The sequence below is a fragment of the Thermanaerothrix solaris genome, assembly GCF_032334255.1.
Lineage (GTDB): Bacteria > Chloroflexota > Anaerolineae > Anaerolineales > Anaerolineaceae > Thermanaerothrix > Thermanaerothrix solaris.
In genome coordinates this window covers 896990-915584 of the sequence record NZ_JAUHMF010000001.1, presented here as the reverse complement: position 1 = coordinate 915584, position 18595 = coordinate 896990, and the positions used below count along the sequence as shown (strand labels likewise).

Genomic DNA, 18595 nt, shown 5'->3' with positions numbered 1-18595 from the left:
TCCTGCTTAGAGGGGTGTATACTTGATTTACCCGTTATCTTGACCTGACAGCCGAGGTACATGATGACAGAAACACTTCATATCAGTCAGGTTTTGCAACCTCGCGAAACAGTTGAAATCCACTTGCCGGATGGGCGGGTGTTTAGTGGTCCACGCCACACACCTGTGGGAGAGTTCCTTAAAGCATTGCCGGAGTGGGATAATCCTCCTATTGTAGGGGCTGTGGTTAATGGCGAATTGCGTGAACTGACTTATCCCATCAGCATGGATGCGCGCGTGCGCCCGGTTACCATGGCAGATGCGGACGGAGCGCGTATTTACCGCCGTTCGATCACTTTTTTGCTCGAGGCGGCCTTCGAGGAACTCTTTCCGCAGGCGATCTTGACCGTGGACCACTCGGTGGCCTTTGGTGGTTATTACTGTCAGGTGAGCGGCAGACCACCCCTGAACGCAGATGAGGTTCAGGCGCTTGAATCTCACATGCGCCACTTGGTGGAGCAGGATTTACCTTTTGAGCGACAAGTAGTTCCCTTATCTGAAGCCATGACTTACTTTGAGCAAAAAGGCTATCCGGATAAACTACGGTTACTAAAGTACCGCCAGAAAGACACCCTGGTGCTCTATTGTTTAGGAGAACATCGTGATTATCACCACGGCTATATGGTGCCCTCGACTGGTTACTTGCGCTGGTTTGCGCTTACGCCTCAAGAGGAAGGATTCGTTCTGCGATTTCCACGTCGCCATGCCCCAACGACCCTTTCCCCCATGCCAGCCTATCCCAAACTTCTACACGCCTTTCGCCAATACGGGGACTGGCTAGCCCGCCTGGGTATAGAAAGCGTGGGTGCTCTTAATGATGCCATTCATGCTGGGCGCATTCGAGAGGTGATTCTGGTCTCTGAAGCGCTTCACGAGCAGCGTATTGCCGAGATTGCGCGACAAATTGGCCAACGGGCTGAACAAGCGCGCATTATTTTGATCGCTGGCCCTTCTTCTTCGGGAAAGACCACCTTTGCCAAACGCCTGGCGGTGCAATTGTTGGCCTATGGGCTTTCGCCGTTTCCGCTGGAGTTAGATAACTTTTTTGTCGAACGGGAACGCTCACCGCGTGATGAAAACGGTAATTACGATTTTGAAGCCCTAGAAGCGCTGGATATTGCGCGTCTTGAGGAGTGTTTGGAGGGACTGATCGCGGGAAAGGTAGTGCAATTACCGCGGTTTAATTTCAAGTTGGGACGCCCTGAACCCGGGGATGTGGTGCAACTGCGTCCCGATCAATTGATCATTTTAGAGGGCATTCACGGGCTGAATCCTCGCCTTCTGCCCGATTTTCCCCAAGAACGGGCATACCGAATTTATGTTTCGTGCCTTACCCAACTTAACCTGGATCGGTATAATCGTATCTCCACCACCGACACGCGCTTGATCCGGCGCATTGTGCGCGATGCCCGTGAGCGTGGATATTCAGCAACCGAGACAATCGCTCGTTGGGAGTCTGTGCGCCGTGGGGAAAAGCGCTACATCTTTCCCTATCAGGAAAATGCCGATGAAATGTTCAACTCAGCCCTAGTTTACGAACTCTCAGCGCTGAAACCGTTGGTCGAGCCGCTTTTACGCCAAGTACCTTATGGGAGTCTCGAGCACATTGAGGCGAAACGATTGTTGAGTTTTATGGAGTGGTTTCTCCCGATCGAGAGCGATCTTATTCCGGATAACTCGATCTTGAGGGAATTTATTGGTGGTTCGATTCTCAGCGATTTTAAGTTATGGGAGCATGGGCTTGAGGGTTCACCCAACGGTCTTTCACCCCTTTTTTCCATGCGATAAACACCAATTTAAGCGGGATATACAACACCTTACCCGCCCTTTCAGGCGGGTAAGGTGTTGTGGGTGGGAAGGAGATCAAGGTTATTTCAAGTGGGCTTTAATGACCTGGCTCAGGCGGCGAATGCCTTCTTCGATAACCTCAGGCTTGGAATACGAGAAGTTTAGGCGCATGGTGTTCTCGCCCCCGCCACAAGGGTGGAAAGGTTCACCGGGTACATATGCAACCTTGTTTTCGACCGCCTCGGTAAAGAGTTCGGTGGTATTCATCCCTTCCGGTAAGGTCACCCAGAGGAAGAGCCCGCCCTGTGGCCGAGTCCAACGGACGCCTTCCGGCATATATTTTTCGAGCGCTGCCAGCATGGCATCACGGCGCTCGCGATAAACTTCGCGGATCTTGAGCACATGGCGATCTAAAAATCCGCCATGCCCAACTTCATAAGCCACCACCTGATTGAACGTTGCAGTGTGTAAATCTGCGCCCTGCTTAGCCAACACCAGTTTGCGAATTACTTCGGTCGGGCCAATAACCCAGCCCAGGCGCAAACCCGGGGCGAGGATTTTGGAGAACGTGCTTAGGTAGATCACGTTCCCGCTGTAGTATCCATTCCGGTCGTTTTGACCGTGAATCTTGGCATCCATGACCACGACCGAGGGCAGGTGCTCACCTTCATAACGCAATTGACCATATGGGTCATCCTCGATGATGGGCACACCGTAACGTGAGGCGAGTTCCACCAGTTGACGTCGGCGCTGGGTGGACATGGTGACGCCCATAGGATTCTGAAAATTGGGCAGGACATAAATGAATTTAGGACCGGCGCGCAGGGCATCTTCAAGTTCTTCGGTGACCATTCCCTCGTCATCCGTGCGCACGGTGATGTACTCAGCGCCATATGCGTTCCAGGCTTGCAGAGCCCCCAGGTAGGTGGGGGATTCAACCAGGATGCGGTCACCCCGATTGATAAACACCTTTCCGATCAGGTCAAGTGCCTGCTGTGAACCAGCCGTGATGAGGATGTTATCGGCAGAGACGCGAATGCCGTAGCGCGAGGTATGACGGGCGATCATCTCACGTAGGGGAAGATAACCCTCGGTCGAGCCATACTGGAGCGCCATACCGCCGTTTTCGCGTAAGACGCGCAAACATGCTGCTGTGAACTCTTCGATCGGAAATACTTCGGGAGCAGGCAATCCCCCGGCAAACGAAATGACATCGGGTTGCTCAGTCAGTTTGAGTAATTCACGAATGGCCGAGCCCTTCATCCGCTGTGTGCGCTGCGCATAGCGGTGATCCCAAAGTGTTTGCATGCTCGTTCTCCTGGTTGGGTTCTCCAAGGGAAATTCGGGAATGTTAGCGGCGGAGGCGAACTCTTCGGGTTTGACCATGAACGGGTCGAACGGCATAGGAAAACCTCCTGGTCACATAAACGATATGGTTTTGAAGTGGAAGAGACAAGACAAGCCAGCATCTGTACGTCCTTCTGAAAAACACCAGGTGTGCGTTGGAGTTATGCCCGCACACCTGGTGCTCTTACCTACCTAGGGAAGCGGCTAAGGACCACCGCCGGCGTGGGTAGCAACAAGCGATCCCCGGTCTTTAGTTCGGCCGGGCTTTTACCCAGGCTCTGTGGTTTGCCCTGGAAGATGTAGAGCGGGGTACCTTCCTCAGCATATTTGAGATCCACCCAGGCTTGCCCGGTCAAGAAACCTTCGGAGTCAATGGCACAACTGGTCACAAAGCCAATCGTGCGTCCTTTGCGGTCCAGGACCGGATCGCCCAGATGGGCCATGCGCACACCTTTCTCGGTGAAGCGGAAACGCACCACCACTGTCTGGCGCTGTTTTTCGCGAGCGAGGAATGCTTCGCGCCCGATGAACCAGGGTTTGTAGGTTTTGACAAACGAGCCAAATCCAGCTTCACCTACGCCTAGGTTGAAGGGCCCGGCTAGTTCATGCCCATAAAGGGGCAAACCGGCTTCGGTGCGGAGCGAATCGCGCGCTCCCAACCCACACGGCTTCAAGCCCATGGGTTCGCCTACTTTGAGCAGGGCGTTCCACAGATCAACCGCCCGTTCCGGATGGACGAAGAGTTCAAAGGCCATTTTTTCGCCAGTATAGCCCGTGCGCGAGACCACCAGATCAAAGCCGCCTATTGTGGCTTCGCACAGTTCAGTGCGTTTGAGGGCGAGAACGCGCTTGCGGGTTTCCGCGTCGCAACCTAAAGCCAACAAAATATCGCGGGACTTCGGGCCTTGTAGCGCTATGTCCACGCGCATGTCTGGCCCTTCTTTAGGATCACGCAGATTGCGCAGGATCACCCGGCGGCCAAAGGCGCGTGCCCAGGGACGTTGAGAGTCAATGCGCACCTTCCCATCACGCACGGCATTGAGCCAAGCCCAGTCCTTATCATCGTTGGCGGCATTGACGACGATAAGGTATTTATCCTGATCGCGCCGATAGACGATGGTGTCATCAATAACATTAGCGTCAGGGTCAAGGAAATGGGTGTAGCAAGATTCGCCGACAGCCAAAGCGCTAATATCATTGCCACAGACACTATCCAGGAAGACCCCTGCATCAGGTCCCTCGGCCTGATAAACGCCCATGTGCGCCACATCGAAAAGCCCAGCTGCCTGGCGTGTGGCGAGGTGTTCCTCAGTGACCGAGGTGTACCAGACCGGCATCTCCCATCCGGCGAAGGGGATCATCTTGGCACCCATTTGGCGGTGGGTCTCAAAGAGCGGCGTGCGGCGTAATTGTTCGGGTTCACGCTCTTCCCAGGTAAAAGCGGGGAGAGGTTCAAGGCCGGTGGTCGAGCCAATCCCGATGTAGTAGGGCTTAAGATGGGACTCGGGAACACCGGTGGCCTGAGTGACCGGTTGTGCCTCGCTGTCACTAACGACAATCGGTCCCGGTAGGCGGCGCAGTGGATCGGGATCGAAGGCGACATACCCATCAGAAAGATCCCGCAACCAGGTGGCCGCTAATGCGGCTTTATCCTCGGGCACCGAAATGCGGAAGTGCCAGGGTGTTACACAGGTGACCACGCCTTCAACATCGCCCTTGGGGGTATGCAGACGTGTGGCTTGGCTTTCACCCGGTTGAAGCAGTTCCACATCGCTAGCAAAGACAAAGTTGGCAAACGTGCGTAAACGCTCACCCTGCAAGTCGTAGGTAACCCATCCCTTTTGGGCTTTGGGTTTGTCATCCAGGTAGTAGAAATGAGGATAACCATGCCGTGTGGGTTCGTAATCAATTCCGGCTTGTTCGGCCAGGGTACGTGCGCGGAGTTTAGCGTCTTCTAGGACTTCGAAGTTGACTTTTGCGCGTTGAGCGAGTCCTTTGCGGGTCTCAACGCTGTATGGGGTGATCGCGAAAAGGACATCCGCGATGATGTCGGCGATTTTGTGCATTTCGGCTTCCTTCATACCGCGCTGAGTCACCCACGGGGTGCCGTAGCGGATTCCTGAGGCATTGAGGGCGGCTTTGTCACCAGGAATGGTGTTGCGGTTGAGGACAATGCCGGCGATATCAAGGATGCGCGCCGCCATATCACCGGAGAGAGGTGTACCATCGGGCCCAGCGATGGTCTTGCAATCTACATTCCCCAAGTGGGTATTGCTACCACCATAGGCGATGCGCAGACCACGCTGTGCTAAACGATCGGTCAGGGCGGCGCAATTCTTGACAATTTGTGCTTGCAATTGCTTGAAGGTCTCTGTACGTGCCAGTTTGAAAGCCACGGCCATGCCGGCGATAGCGTGTAAGTGAGGTCCGCCTTGCTCGCCGGGGAAGACAGCGCGGTCGAGTTTCTTGGCTAAATTGGCATCTGTAGTCAGGATGCAAGCACCACGTGGTCCCATTAGACTCTTATGCGTGGTGAAGGTAATCACATGAGCATGTCCCACGGGTGAAGGTAATACACCCGCGGCTACCATTCCGGCGATATGAGCGATATCGGCTAGAAGCACGGCCCCCACACGGTCAGCGATGGCGCGGAAGCGCGCCCAATCGGGCACCCAAGGGTAAGAGGAATAACCGGCGATGATGATCTTGGGCTTGTGCTCAAGGGCTAAAGCCTCAACTTCGTCATAATCAATTTGTTCGGTCTGGGGGTTAACCCCATAGGCGATGACGTTGAACCACTTTCCCGAGCGGTTGACAGGTGAGCCATGTGACAAGTGCCCACCATGGAGCAGGTTCATGGCCAAAATGGTATCGCCGGGGTTGAGTAGCGCAGTATAAACGGCATTATTAGCTGGCGCACCGGAAAGCGGTTGCACGTTAGCATAAATCTGGTCGGGTGAGATACCGTTAGTGGCAAAAAGTTCGGCCAAGCGGCGACGGGCCAGAGCTTCTAAAATATCGGCGTATTCGACCCCCTTGTAGTAACGAGGATCGGAATAGCGCCGGTAATAAGTTAGGCGAGCATTATAGTCCAGGATCTCCGCTTCACTCATCCAGCGAGTTTCTTCATCGGGGTAACCTTCGGCATAAAGGTTCTGAAAGACGGAGCCCAGGGCTTCACGAACGGCAAGAGGGGCAGTACTTTCGCTGGGGATGAGGATTAGTTTACGGTACTGGCGTTCAGCCTCGATTTGAATCAATTCATGCAGATCGGGATCAATGTCTGCCAGTGAACCGCGAATCAGATAATCATTCATTGTCGGCTCCTTAGGACGAGAGTTGGGGATGGATGCCGGGTTGGTAATAGCCCAATCCAATTGTAGCCCTGCCAAAAGGGTGGGTCAAGTGTCATCCTTCCCTAGACGGGTGATGTAAGTTGTAACCATTATGTTTGAAACTTTTACAAAGTTACAATCAAAGGCTCGATCCAATTTAGGATAAAGGTAATGACCTCATCTTTTTCTGGTTCATTGTGTAGTTCATGGTAAAACCCTTCCCAGGTCTTATAGGTGATATTACCGCTGATTTGGTGGGCAAATTGATCAGTGGCATGGGGATCAACCAATCGGTCAGCGGTACCCTGCATGAGCAACAAGGGTAAGGGGAATTTGCCTTTAAAATTGAGTAGCCACTCCCCGGCTGAAATTAAGCCAATCCCTAATCGCAAAGAAATATAGGGGTGAACCAGAGGATCGCGACGGTAGGCTTCAACGACCTTTGGGTCTCGTGAGAGTCCATTAAGATCCAATCCGTTGTTGATCCGAAGCGTTGGTAGGATTTGCTGTAGCGCTTTTCCTAATCCAAGTGGGATAGGGGAGGGTTGGGCTGGTCGCAACCCAGGGCTACAAGCAATGACACCCGTGGCAGACGGATTACGTTTTAGCGCGTAATAAAGTACCAAGTTGCCCCCCATGCTATGCCCGTAGAGAAACCAGGGTACTTTGGGATAACGTTGGCGCAAATCCCGATTGAACCAATCGAAGAGATCTAGAAAATCGTCATAAGCACGAATGTGTCCCCGTGGCCCGGCAGAACGCCCATGCCCGGGTAAATCGGGGGCGAAGACGAGAAAACCACGTTGATTGAAGGCATCGGCAACGTGTTGATAGCGCCCACTGTGCTCTCCCAAACCGTGAATGAGTAGGACGACAGCCCGCGGAGGAGATTCGGGCTGCCACTCGCGCGCAAAAACTTGGTAACCTTGTGGGGAGGTGAGATTGAGTTCTTGAAGCAACATCAGACCGAGCCTCCATGGTGAATTTTCATTTTACGTTTTAGCCGAGATGAGATGAAAAGGCAAGTCGGTTGCTCCTTGGAATTTTCGGATCAGCAGAGTAACACAGAGTTGCAATGGTAAAATTACTTTAGAATGACCATGCAACCCTTCAGATTATCTGGGGTTAACTATTTCGAGTTATCCTCCTCAGAGCGGAGGAGGCAGCATTGAGCGGACTCAACGAGGCTGACGAGAAGGACATCATTCTACGCGCCGCTCAAGGTGATCAGGAGGCTTTTAGTGTGCTCTATGAGCGGTATGTCCGGCGGATCTACAGTTATATTTACTACCGCACGGGTAATGTTCATGATGCTGAGGATTTGACCGAACGAGTTTTTCATCGCGCCTTACACCATATCCGCAATTTCCGTTACCAGGGGTTGCCTTTTTCGGCGTGGTTGTATCGAATCGCCCATAACCTTGTGGCCAATTGGCATCGTGATAACCAGCGGCGTCAGGAAGTTCCGATTGAAGGTCAGTTGCATCTGGCCATGCATAGCGAACATCCTGAAAGTCATCTAGAGCGCAATCAGGAGATCGAGCGTCTGATCCAGGCGATTCAGAAACTATCACCCGAGCGTCAGAATTTGATTGTTTTGAAATTTGTGGAACAACTTTCGAATGAAGAGATTGGAAAAATTATGGGACGAAGTGAAGGGGCGATTAAGAGTTTATATCATCGCACCTTGCTCACCCTGAGAAATGAATTGGGTTTGAACCTAGAAGAGGAGAAAGACAAATGACTCTACAAATCGTGACCGATGGATCTGCTGATATTCCTGAGGACTGGCAACGAGACTATCAAATTCATGTGATCCCGCTGAGCGTACGCTTTGGCGAGGAATCCTATTCGCAGCACGACTTGACGTTCAAGGATTTCTATGCCCTGGTACGTCAAAAACACCTTTTGCCTAAAACGTCGCTACCTTCACCCCAACAAGTTGTGGAGTTTTACCGCCGCATTGCCAACAAGGGAGATTCGGTGCTTTCTATTCATCTTTCCAGTAAGCTCTCAGGGACATTTGCGGCGGTCCAGATGGCAGCCCGGGAGTTGGCGGGTGAACTCAATATTTATCCTTTCGATTCAGGGGCGGGTTCGGCAGCTTTGGGTTTCATGTGTCGCGAAGCGCGTATACTTTCCTGGCGGGGATGGGATATCGAGCGCATTTTACAGCGCCTAACCCAGATTCGTGACCAGTTAATGATCCTGTTCACCCTGGAGAACCTTGAATTTGCTCAAATGAGCGGGCGGATTAACGCATTACAGGGGGCAATTTCGTCATTGCTCAAGATCAATCCCATCATCAAATTGCGCGAAGGACTGCTATACGCCGCGGATAAGGTGCGTGGAAGGCAGCGAGCATTAGAACGAATTGTAGAGGACCTCAAACAGCAGATGCAAGAGCGGAAAATCAATCTCGCGGTTGTCCACGCGGCGGCGCCGGAGGTAGCGCAAGAACTCGTGACGAAAATTAAGGCGCTTTTGAATTGCCAGGATGTGATCGTGACAGATCTCTCGGTTCCAGTGGCTGCTCACCTGGGACCCGGCACCATTGGCATTGTGGCGTATCCTGTCACGGACGAGGAGGGGTAGTCCTTTGATCTCTGAATCTATGAATGATGAGGTCCTACGTCGCATCGAGGAACGCTTACGATCCCACTTGCAACCGGTTGAGCCTGACCCCCAGTTTGCGGTTCGGCTTCAGCGACGGTTAAGCCAGGCACCGCGGGTGACGCTGGAGCATTCTATAGGGCTTATGTGGGCGCTTATTAGCCTTGGCGTTGGTGTCTTTTTAGGGGCTTTAGTGCTCTGGTTGCTGCGGCGCTCGCCCCGGCCTGTGGAATAGCAATTCTTTTTTGCTCTCGGGTTAGGAGCGAGTCTTAAAACGCCTTAAATGGGCGATCAACGTGTCCCAATCGGGTTCTACTAGCACGCTTCCATCAGGAAAAATGATGGTAGGAACACTGCGATAGCCCTCATTTAGGGTTTCCACAAATTGGCGCGCTTCTATATCCCGATCAATATCTATCCATTGATAAACAAGCCCACTTTCATCCAAAGCCTGGCGGGCTTGGCGTGATCCATAACACCAAGATGTACCATAAAGCACGACGGTTGAAGGGGGATGCTCAATCTGTTTGATTTTCATTGGCGGCCTCCGCGGACTTAAGGCGTTCAAGTTCTTCAACAAGCCAACGTGCTTCTGCTAGAAGGTCAACATCTACAGGCAGGCGAAACTCGGGGGTTACCCGCATCAGAAAATGCTCGGCAACGTTACGGAGCGATTGGGGTAGAGACTTGGTCTCTTGTAATCGTTGAAGCAAGGGAATGACCGAAGGGGTGTAAGATGCGTCTTCATCCCAAAAAGCACGTAATGCGATACCCACCGCACGACGGGCACACACGCGAGCCTGGGCTTCGTTTCCGGCATTTCGGGCTCTTTCACCCTGCTCAAGTTCTCGAACAATTGCGGCTTTAACTTCAGGCCCAAAACTCATGGAGAAATTTTAACCCAATTCTTACCCTTCGGGTATTGACAAAAGAATGGGCTTGGAATATTGTTAAGCCCACTAAACAAATAAGGATGCTAAAGCAATGGACGAGCGTGAGGAATTGACATGGCGTTTAAGAGAATGGATGGATACATTTATGGTGAACAGCATGCACGAACTGTTTCGTTATGTGCGGGGGACAGGGCTTTCAATACCTCAGTTCAATGTTTTAATGGCTCTCTATTACAAGGAAAGTTGCGCTGTTTCGGAGTTGAGCGAACGAATGGATATCACGCTGGCGGCCGCCAGCCAACTGGTGGACAAGTTGGTTCAAAGTGGTCTACTGGCCAGGGTTGAAGACCCCCGGGATCGGCGATCTAAACGCCTAAGCCTTACGCCCAAGGGACGCAGTCTGGTCGAAGCCGGGAATGCCCACCGCTTGCGTTGGATGGATGAGGTGACTAAACGCTTGCAATCCGATGAAGTTAAACCGATTTGCCAAGCGGTTATGCGTTTATCTCAAATTGCTCGTGAATTAAGAGTTCCAGAAACTACTTCTACAATCAGCAAGGTGAACAACCATGGTCAACAATGAGATTGGTCATCGTCGCCCTGAAAAATTATCAAGTGCAACGGGTGAACTTAAACCTACTGGCGGGGTAATGCGCCGTGCATTACGTTATCTGAGTCGTTACCGCACCCAAGCGTTGTTACCCTATGTGTTCTTGACCATTGCCACACTGGCACAATTGGCGGTACCGCGCATGGTACGAAATATGATTGATGCGGTAACTCGTGGGGCTATTGCCGATCAGGTGCTTAAGGCGCTTGAACGCATTCCGGCAACGTTTATCAACCAAGCGCTGCCGCGTATCCTGGACGTGTTGAATTACCCCACGACCTGGGATTTGCAACAATTACGTGACCGCTTAAGTCAGGATGTGAGCCATGCACCGGGTGACTTGATGCGTGCCGCGATTGCGATTTTGGCTTTTGCGGTGGTGCGCGGTTTGTTTGCTTTTCTGCAATCTTACTGGGCGGAACGGAATTCCCAGGCGGTGGCCTTTGATTTACGCAACGAACTCTATGCCAAAATCCAGCGCCTCTCTTTCTCCTACCACGACCGACAGCAAACCGGTCAGTTGATGGTGCGTGCCACTGATGATGTCGAAAAACTACGCCTGTTCCTTGGGCAAGGGCTATTACAATTGGTGGGTGCAATTATCCTGTTAACAGGCACGCTGATTTTACTGTTCTCAACCAATCCCGGCCTGGCCCTAACGACGCTGTGGATCTTACCGGTGGCGCTAGTTCTGTTTGCCGTTTTCAGTCGCATCAGTCGTCCGATGTTTACCCGGGTGCAACAACGCCTTTCAGAATTAAACACGATTTTGCAAGAGAATCTGGCCGGGATCAAGGTGATCAAGGCCTTTGTACGTGAGCGCGAGGAACAAGCCAAGTTTCGTTCGGCGGCGGATCGGCTCATGAATCAGCAAATTGCCATCGCCCGACTGTTTACATTTCTCTTCCCCTTTGCTTTTCTGATCGCGAATTTGGGGCAAGCCACCATCTTGTATGCTGGCGGACAGCGCATCATCCAGGGGCTGCTCACGTTGGGGGAATGGCAGGAGTTCAGTCTGTATCTGGTGTTCCTTTTCCTCCCTATTGCCCAATTTGGTTTCATCATCAACCAGTTCAGTCAAGCATCGGCCTCGGCAGTGCGCATTTTCGAAATACTCGATGCTCAGTCTGATGTTGTGGAGAAGCCCAACGCTATCGTGCTTCCGCCAATTCAAGGGCATGTGAAGTTCGAAAACGTTTCATTCCGTTACTTTGGTAGTGGTGAACCAGTCTTAAAAAATGTTTCCTTTGAGGTTCAGCCGGGGCAAACAGTGGCCCTTTTGGGTGCAACGGGTTCGGGCAAGACCACGATTATCAACTTGATCCCTCGTTTCTATGATCCAACCGAGGGGCGGATTCTCATTGATGGCTACGATATTCGTGATGTCACGCTTCAATCCCTGCGCTCACAAATTGGGATTGTGTTGCAAGAAACCACTCTATTTTCAGGCACCATCCGCGATAACATTGCTTTCGGCAAACCGGATGCCACCATGGATGAAATTATCGCTGCGGCGAAAGCCGCTGCGGCACATGATTTCATTATGTCGTTTCCCCAAGGCTATGATACCTTGGTGGGCGAGCGAGGGACGACGCTATCAGGGGGGCAAAAGCAACGCATTGCCCTTGCCCGTGCCTTGCTTCTCAATCCGCGCATCTTGATCTTGGATGAGGCCACCTCGAATGTGGATGTGGCAACTGAGGTTCAGATTCAAACCGCATTGCAACAACTGATGAAAGGTCGCACATCGTTTGTCATCGCACAACGTATCAGTACAGTAATGAACGCTGATTTGATCCTGGTGTTGGATAGAGGACAGATCGTCGCCCAGGGGCGACATGAGGACTTGCTTGAAGAGAGTGAGATTTATGCTGAGATCTATTCCTCACAGTTACTGGACGATGAAGCCCAATTTACCGCTGATGCTGTAATTCTACCTGGAGATTGAGTTCCTTAGAACGGAGAACAGACGCTATGTTTCATGGTGGTCCACGTAACGCTTTGAACCGCGAAACCCTTAAGCCTCAGAACACCTTCCGAACCTTAGGGCGGTTAGCCAGATATTTTGGAACTTACTGGCCGGTACTGGTGGGTGCCGTAGTGATGGTCATTGTTTCAACCTGGACCCAGGTGACCACCCCAGACCTAACAGGACAACTGGTGGATTGTTATTTGGCACCAGCGGCTTCAGGTGCCTTTGGCTCATCCTTTCCGGGTTTGGCTGCTTCGGGGGAGGCAGCACAATCGAACTGCTGGTTAAGCGTTGATCATGTGCCGCATGGGTTCACTCAAACGCTTGTTCGCAGCGTCTTTCAACTGGGTGGTTTTCCACTCCCTCCGGCGGATCCTTCACGATTGAGTACGGCAGATCGCTTGGCGGGCTTGGGACGCTTTGTCCTGGTGATCGTTGTGCTTTTTGTCTTGGGGGCATTGCTCACAGGCTTGACGTTTTATGCAGTATCTTGGACCGGGCAACATGTGCTACGTTCGTTGCGAGTGAGTGTCTTTGAGCATTTGCACCGTTTGCCGCTCTCGTTTTATGCCGAAAATGAGGCTGGTGACCTGATGAGTCGTATTACCAACGACACGGAGGCATTGCAGCAAGCCCTTTCTTTCGCGTTGGTGAATGTGGCGAGCGGGGTGCTGTTACTGGGTTGGATCATTTACAACATGTTTACCAAGAATACGATATTTGCGCTACTGAGTGTTGCCGTTGCCCCGTTGATGTTGTTCGCTACGCTATGGTTCTCTTCGCAGGCGCGCAAGGCATTTCGACGTGCGCGCCAGGAATTGGGTTCCATCAATGCCGAACTCCAGGAGACAATCTCGGCAGTGCGAGAGGTGCAGGCATTCAACCGAGTGGAGGCTAACATCGAGCAATTTCGTCAGATTAACGCCGCCAATCGGGACGCTAATGTGCGGGCAGTCTCCTTTACGGCGGCGCTCTCGCCCACGTTAGAAGCGTTAGGCTATCTGGCTTTAGCCATCGTAACAGTGGTAGGGGGCACGGCGTTGTTGCGGGGTGCCCAACTAGGCGGTGAGGCGGTTTCATTGGGTCTGGTGATTACCTTCTTAGGATATGTACAGCGTTTCAACCAGCCTATTCAGCAGATTGCAGTGCTGTGGACAAATATTCAGAATGGTATTGCCGGCGCTGAACGCATTTTCAACCTTCTTGATATTGAGCCGACCATTCAAGATGCACCAGATGCCACTGAAATGCCCCCGATACGAGGCGAGGTGGAGTTTCGCAACGTTTCGGCGGAGTATATAAAGGGCCAACCGGTGCTCAAGAATGTCTCGTTTGTGGCTAAACCCGGCCAGACGATTGCTATTGTGGGCCCAACCGGCGCAGGAAAGACCACCATGATAAACCTGATCCCGCGTTTCTATGATGTAACCGAAGGGGCGGTACTTATTGATGGGATTGATGTGCGGCGGGTGAAAGCCGAATCTTTGCGGCGACAGATTGGGATTGTTCTGCAGGATACATTTTTGTTCAGCACCACAGTAATGGAAAACATTCGCGTTGGTAAGCCCGATGCAAGTGATGAAGAGGTGATTGAAGCGGCGCGGTTAGCTCATGCAGATACGTTTATTGAGCGTTTGCCTGAGAAGTATCAAACGGTTTTGGGAGAACGAGGGGCAGGGCTAAGCCAGGGCCAGCGCCAACTACTGGCGATAGCCCGTGCCATTTTGGCAAATCCGCGCATTTTGATTTTAGACGAGGCGACCTCCAGTGTAGATACACGGACTGAGCGTCTGATTCAAAGTGCCTTAGAGCGCTTGCTGGAGGGACGTACTGCGTTTGTCATTGCGCATCGTCTCAGCACGATTCGTAATGCCGATATGGTGTTGGTGGTGCATGAAGGGGAAATTATTGAACGCGGGCGCCACGAAGAATTGCTGGCACAAAAAGGCTTTTACTATCACTTGTATATGAGCCAATTCCGGCGCAATTTAGCCCTTGGGATGGGCAAAGATGGGCGTGAACAGACCACACCCCAACCTCTTTCAGCTTCTAAAGGGGCATAAAAACTGATTTAGTTAACGTAATGTACTGAGACCTCTATGTCAATTAGCACATAGAGGTCTCAGTATATCTCTTTGTCATGCCCAGCCCTGGTTGCGGACGAAGTCGGTAATCACGGGAATTTCGAAGACCTCACCCCGATTGGCCTTGATGCCGTAATAAATGACCAGGACAATGGTGGCAATTGGGCCGATGCACCATCCTACCACCGGGATAAAGCCCACCAAAATGTTAAAAACGATCAGGACAACACCAAGGATAAGGGCTTGCATGGTGTGGGCTTTGAGGAAGGGGCGGTTTTTCTTGTCCTCAAGAAGAAGGATAATAATGGGGACAAGAGGGGTTAAGAGGTAAGCCAGCAGACCCCACAGACGATCATCGCTGGTGATTTCTTCAGGGGGAATTGAGGATTGGGTGCTCATCGCAGCCTCCAGATAAAGGGATTGAGAGAAAACTCTCTTTGACTTATTTTACAACTGTTATCAGAATTGGCAACCCCAAGATGGAAAAAAGCAGGTGGCTTAAGTAGAGCCACCTGCTCAGTCGGATGGGATTTATTTTGAAAAGGCTATTTGCTAATCAACGGCAGGTAGTTAAGCCACTTGCTCTCCAGTGAGATGACCTGTGCGGTTTGGGTTGCATTGTGGTGGTGCATGAGCAATATTCCCTTAATGCCAGTGGTCTCAGCGCGATCAAGATCATAACTAAAGGTCAGTGTTTGAGGCACATCCTTATAGAAGGGCAGTCCCTCAAAGTCATCATCTGCTATCGTGTTGATAGTGAGGAGGGCCGGATGGCGCCAATCGTAGGTGTAGACCTCACTGACGTCCACTGGATTCTCGTCTTCCTGGTCACGACTGTAGGTCTCGATGTAGAAATCGAACTTGCCATCTGTGTCGTTTAGCCGGTACGCAGCAATGGGCAAGATGATTACGTTATTGTTGAAGGGCGCTGTATCTACTTCATTGGCAAAGAAGGCATTCAAGAGATAAGCATACCCTGAAAAAGTGTTTAGATTTAGCAATCGCGATAGGAACACATCAGAGGGATTTGAATTATAGGCAACACTAGTATTATAAACGGCGAAGTCTGCTGTGCCATCCTGATCAGTGTCAATGTAGATGTCAAACTCTACCTCATTGGGTGTGTTCCAATCTGCCTGGGTGGCAATGGCAAAGTAAAGCGATGTAGCATTGTCCACTTCCGATAGCGGATAGTCGCTCATCACGCCAATGTACTTCAAGTCAGCGTGTTTAAGAGATTGGGGCACAGGCGTCTCATCCGTATCCGTGCCAAGGAGTTCGAAGGCAGAGACGAGGGAGGGATAGTCTGCCAGTCCAGTGCCTTGTAAGGTAACATTGATTGTGCCGGTTGGATTGGCTTTGTTGAGGGTGATCTGAGAAGGTACAGCGGCCATGGCCGAAGCCGGACGTGCCACCGCATGGACAGGCAGGCGAAGCGCAGGTTGAGCACCACCTCCGCTTGGGGTCAGAGTGATCAGCGCGGCGGCTTCACTTATCCAGTGGCGAGGGTATCCGGCCTGAGTGGCGTTTACTGTTACATCCCGGGTATGGGTCATTTGAGAGGCATCAGCAGTCAGTCTAACTTTGAAGGTCTTTTGTTGGCCTGGGCCAAGGCTGAGGGTTGTAAGCGGCGTATTATCCGGGTTGAGGAGTTCAAAGGTAACTCCGGGGATGCTTACGCGTTGATCGAGTGATACATTGTAATTAAAGGTCTGGCTGGCGTGCTTATTGACAACCTTGACCACTTTCTCAGCGGTGTAGGTGCCTACAACCTCGATGTTTCCAAAAGAGACACTCACCGCTCCCTCGTCATTGGCGTTATAGAGTACCACAAAAGACCGCGCTGCTTGTTCCACATCCACGCGACCAGCCCCGACCCGTCCTGCACCATACTTATCACCAGTTTGTCCACTCCCAGTGAACAGGTCATGGTTGGCTGTATTCATCACCAGGGCTTTGAGTTCTTCAACACTCCACGAAGGACGCAACTGGCGTAAGAGTGCCATCACTCCACTGATGTGTGGGGCAGCCATAGAGGTCCCATTAAAGGAGACCCCTTGATTCCCGGTTAACGCGGCTGTGGAGAATATTGTTTGTCCAGGAGCAGTAATATCAGGTTTTAGGAAAGAATCCGCTCGACGTGGTCCACGTGAAGAGAAGCGGGAAACCAGGTCGTTCAGCCCTGGATCGCTGGTGATAAAACTTCCCATCTTCTCATTGCTGAGGGAGACGGTAACATCCCCATCCTCCATGGCGTCCTTAAGCGCGCTGCCAACGCTTTGGGTGGTAATGGTGGCAGGAATAGTATTTGTTCCCGCAATAAGGATATCTAGATAGGGTTTCGTGTAAACAAGAATGACTCCCTTTGCACCCGCGGCGTAGGCATTGCCCACTCGAGTAGCCGAACCACACGCATTGGTTTCACCATCGGAGAGGAAGGTCCAATCGAGTAGCGCAATAGTGTCAGTAAAATAACCGCTGGGGAATGAAGTGCATCCTCCAGTATTGTCGGATGGTGGGAGCTTCAGAACACCAGTCACTGGTGAAGTCATTGCTGCCCAATTGTAATTGGCAGAGTGATATGAACCGTGCCATCCCACAAGATCCTCGTGCCCCTGAGATGCTGCTGTGACCTCAAAGGCGTCCATGATGTCTTGGGCATCAATGGATGAGGCAACCGAAATCGCACGGGTAGCAACAGCAGGAGAACCGGTGATGTAATAGGTGTCGTAGCTATTGCCCGCCGAGGCCACGACGATTACTCCTGCGAGCGCCGCGTTGTTACTGGCAATCGCAGACGTGTCATATTCAGACCCGTATCCTGAGCCCAGGGACATGTTGATGACATCCAGGTGATCTGAGAAGTCCCCATCACCGTTAGGATCCACCGCCCACTCGATCGCAAGATCAGTTACTGCGGTAGAACCTTCACAGCCGAATACGCGTAGTGCTACCAGTTGAGCCTGAGGTGCTACACCCGGACCAATATAGAAATTCGTGGCGGAATAAGCGCCAGGTCCGTAAGGTCCACTGTAGGTGCTTCCATCTTGCAACACACCATAACCCGCTACGGTGCCGGCTACATGAGATCCATGGCCGTTACAATCCATAGGGTCGGGGTCGGGTTGAGGAATGGGGTTGCCCGATTCCCCGCTAGCATCATAGTCATCTCCAACGAAATCGTAGCCCCCAATGACCTTGACACCTGGATAGTTGGGAACATCGCCCACAACTGTCGTATCATTCTCATCATATCCCATACCAGGACCGCCAAAGTTGGTGTGTAAGTAATCAATCCCGGTGTCAATAATGCCCACTCTAATGCCATTACCGGTGTTCCCAAGGTTGAGATTCCAGACTTGTGGAGCATTGATCAGAGGGACACTGTAACTATTATCAAATGTCTTGAGGTTGAGCCGATGAATAGCCTTTACCCCTGAAAGTTGAGCGATTTGGGGAATCTTTTCGGCCTTAACACGCAAAGCCACTCCGTTATATACCCGCTGAGTTTGATAAACCACAAATTCAGTGTCACCAACAGCGGGCTTGACATTTTTCAATATTCCCTGGCTGAGAAGCGCGTTGATAAAACGATCTTGGGCTCGCTTGATGCGTTGAATTTGTGCCTGAGCCGCAGATACAGCTTCGTTTTCCGTGCGTACGGTTCGCTCGCGGGCATAGACTTGGGTAGCAGGTTCATCGGTAAGTTCGACAACAAGATAGACGTAATCAGATGGGTTTTTGAGCAGATCGGCAACCTCGTTTACAGGCACTTCTCCTCCCGGCGCACCAGGAGCGGGTGGGGCATTGAAACTCGCTTGCGCCACACCAGCAGCAAACGGCATCAGCAATGCCAAAATGACAGCAATGACCAACATAAACGGCCGATTAAGACGGGGCTTAATCATCGCTTT

14 protein-coding genes and 1 pseudogene are annotated in these 18595 nt (G+C 51.8%); 7 read left to right on the top strand and 8 right to left on the bottom strand.

Annotated elements, in window-relative coordinates; translation table 11 throughout:
• Positions 1-60 precede the first annotated feature (60 nt).
• On the top strand, positions 61-1827 hold the full coding sequence (locus QYE77_RS04115; protein WP_315624094.1) for a nucleoside kinase: 1767 nt from the start codon (positions 61-63) through the stop codon (positions 1825-1827).
• Positions 1828-1908: 81 nt separating this feature from the next.
• Here the strand turns inward: QYE77_RS04115 and QYE77_RS04110 are convergent, their stop codons facing one another.
• The 4 genes and pseudogenes from QYE77_RS04110 to QYE77_RS04100 form a co-directional block, all read right to left on the bottom strand.
• Entirely contained in the window at positions 1909-3231 is a 1323-nt protein-coding gene (locus QYE77_RS04110; RefSeq protein ID WP_315624093.1) for an aminotransferase-like domain-containing protein, read from the bottom strand.
• Positions 3232-3362: 131 nt separating this feature from the next.
• Entirely contained in the window at positions 3363-4835 is a 1473-nt protein-coding gene (gene gcvT / locus QYE77_RS15330) for a glycine cleavage system aminomethyltransferase GcvT (protein WP_399389891.1), read from the bottom strand.
• A 255-nt stretch (positions 4836-5090) separates the two neighbouring features.
• Positions 5091-6491: pseudogene (locus tag QYE77_RS15325) on the bottom strand (serine hydroxymethyltransferase); the annotation flags it as partial.
• A gap of 143 nt (positions 6492-6634) precedes the next feature.
• Positions 6635-7471: an alpha/beta hydrolase gene (locus QYE77_RS04100; protein WP_315624091.1), complete on the bottom strand. Its 837-nt coding sequence runs from the start codon at positions 7469-7471 to the stop codon at positions 6635-6637.
• Positions 7472-7677: 206 nt separating this feature from the next.
• Here QYE77_RS04100 and QYE77_RS04095 point away from each other — a divergent pair, with 206 nt between their 5' ends.
• The 3 genes from QYE77_RS04095 to QYE77_RS04085 are packed head-to-tail and all read left to right on the top strand — an operon-like array spanning position 7678 to position 9357.
• Positions 7678-8253: an RNA polymerase sigma factor gene (locus QYE77_RS04095; protein ID WP_315624090.1), complete on the top strand. Its 576-nt coding sequence runs from the start codon at positions 7678-7680 to the stop codon at positions 8251-8253.
• On the top strand, positions 8250-9104 hold the full coding sequence (locus QYE77_RS04090; RefSeq protein ID WP_315624089.1) for a DegV family protein: 855 nt from the start codon (positions 8250-8252) through the stop codon (positions 9102-9104). Before QYE77_RS04095 ends, QYE77_RS04090 begins: the two co-directional genes overlap by 4 nt.
• A 4-nt stretch (positions 9105-9108) precedes the next feature.
• Positions 9109-9357: a hypothetical protein gene (locus tag QYE77_RS04085; protein WP_315624088.1), complete on the top strand. Its 249-nt coding sequence runs from the start codon at positions 9109-9111 to the stop codon at positions 9355-9357.
• A 21-nt stretch (positions 9358-9378) separates the two neighbouring features.
• On the opposite strand, the gene QYE77_RS04080 is transcribed toward QYE77_RS04085, so the two are convergent.
• Positions 9379-9660 carry a glutaredoxin domain-containing protein gene (locus tag QYE77_RS04080; RefSeq protein ID WP_315624087.1) on the bottom strand — a complete coding sequence of 94 codons (282 nt, stop codon included), beginning with the start codon at positions 9658-9660 and terminating at the stop codon, positions 9379-9381.
• Complete coding sequence (locus QYE77_RS04075) at positions 9641-10009, bottom strand: hypothetical protein (RefSeq protein WP_315624086.1); 369 nt, start codon at positions 10007-10009, stop codon at positions 9641-9643. Before QYE77_RS04075 ends, QYE77_RS04080 begins: the two co-directional genes overlap by 20 nt.
• A 97-nt stretch (positions 10010-10106) precedes the next feature.
• On the opposite strand from QYE77_RS04075, the gene QYE77_RS04070 reads away from it, so the two are divergent.
• From QYE77_RS04070 to QYE77_RS04060, 3 genes are all read left to right on the top strand, one after another.
• The gene (locus tag QYE77_RS04070) at positions 10107-10598 is read left to right on the top strand and encodes a MarR family winged helix-turn-helix transcriptional regulator (RefSeq protein ID WP_315624085.1); all 492 of its coding nucleotides are present in this window, start codon (positions 10107-10109) and stop codon (positions 10596-10598) included.
• A gap of 67 nt (positions 10599-10665) precedes the next feature.
• Positions 10666-12573 (top strand): ABC transporter ATP-binding protein, encoded by a 1908-nt coding sequence (locus QYE77_RS04065; protein ID WP_399389888.1) that lies wholly within the window; start codon positions 10666-10668, stop codon positions 12571-12573.
• Between the two features lie 26 nt (positions 12574-12599).
• Entirely contained in the window at positions 12600-14660 is a 2061-nt protein-coding gene (locus QYE77_RS04060) for an ABC transporter ATP-binding protein (protein ID WP_315624083.1), read from the top strand.
• A 75-nt stretch (positions 14661-14735) separates the two neighbouring features.
• Here QYE77_RS04060 and QYE77_RS04055 read toward each other — a convergent pair whose 3' ends face one another.
• Positions 14736-15080: a DUF4870 domain-containing protein gene (locus QYE77_RS04055; protein WP_315624082.1), complete on the bottom strand. Its 345-nt coding sequence runs from the start codon at positions 15078-15080 to the stop codon at positions 14736-14738.
• A gap of 146 nt (positions 15081-15226) precedes the next feature.
• The gene (locus tag QYE77_RS04050) at positions 15227-18589 is read right to left on the bottom strand and encodes a S8 family peptidase (RefSeq protein WP_315624081.1); all 3363 of its coding nucleotides are present in this window, start codon (positions 18587-18589) and stop codon (positions 15227-15229) included.
• Between the last annotated feature and the right edge of the window lie 6 nt (positions 18590-18595).

Coding starts and splice junctions, on each gene's coding strand:
- QYE77_RS04065 (WP_399389888.1), top strand. CDS start 10,666: ATGCGCCGTGCATTACGTTATCTGAGTCGTTACCGCACCCAAGCGTTG.
- QYE77_RS04110 (WP_315624093.1), bottom strand. CDS start 3,231: ATGCCGTTCGACCCGTTCATGGTCAAACCCGAAGAGTTCGCCTCCGCC.
- QYE77_RS04090 (WP_315624089.1), top strand. CDS start 8,250: ATGACTCTACAAATCGTGACCGATGGATCTGCTGATATTCCTGAGGAC.
- QYE77_RS04100 (WP_315624091.1), bottom strand. CDS start 7,471: ATGTTGCTTCAAGAACTCAATCTCACCTCCCCACAAGGTTACCAAGTT.
- QYE77_RS04050 (WP_315624081.1), bottom strand. CDS start 18,589: ATGATTAAGCCCCGTCTTAATCGGCCGTTTATGTTGGTCATTGCTGTC.
- QYE77_RS04070 (WP_315624085.1), top strand. CDS start 10,107: ATGGACGAGCGTGAGGAATTGACATGGCGTTTAAGAGAATGGATGGAT.
- QYE77_RS04080 (WP_315624087.1), bottom strand. CDS start 9,660: ATGAAAATCAAACAGATTGAGCATCCCCCTTCAACCGTCGTGCTTTAT.
- QYE77_RS04060 (WP_315624083.1), top strand. CDS start 12,600: ATGTTTCATGGTGGTCCACGTAACGCTTTGAACCGCGAAACCCTTAAG.
- QYE77_RS04115 (WP_315624094.1), top strand. CDS start 61: ATGATGACAGAAACACTTCATATCAGTCAGGTTTTGCAACCTCGCGAA.
- QYE77_RS04075 (WP_315624086.1), bottom strand. CDS start 10,009: ATGAGTTTTGGGCCTGAAGTTAAAGCCGCAATTGTTCGAGAACTTGAG.
- QYE77_RS04055 (WP_315624082.1), bottom strand. CDS start 15,080: ATGAGCACCCAATCCTCAATTCCCCCTGAAGAAATCACCAGCGATGAT.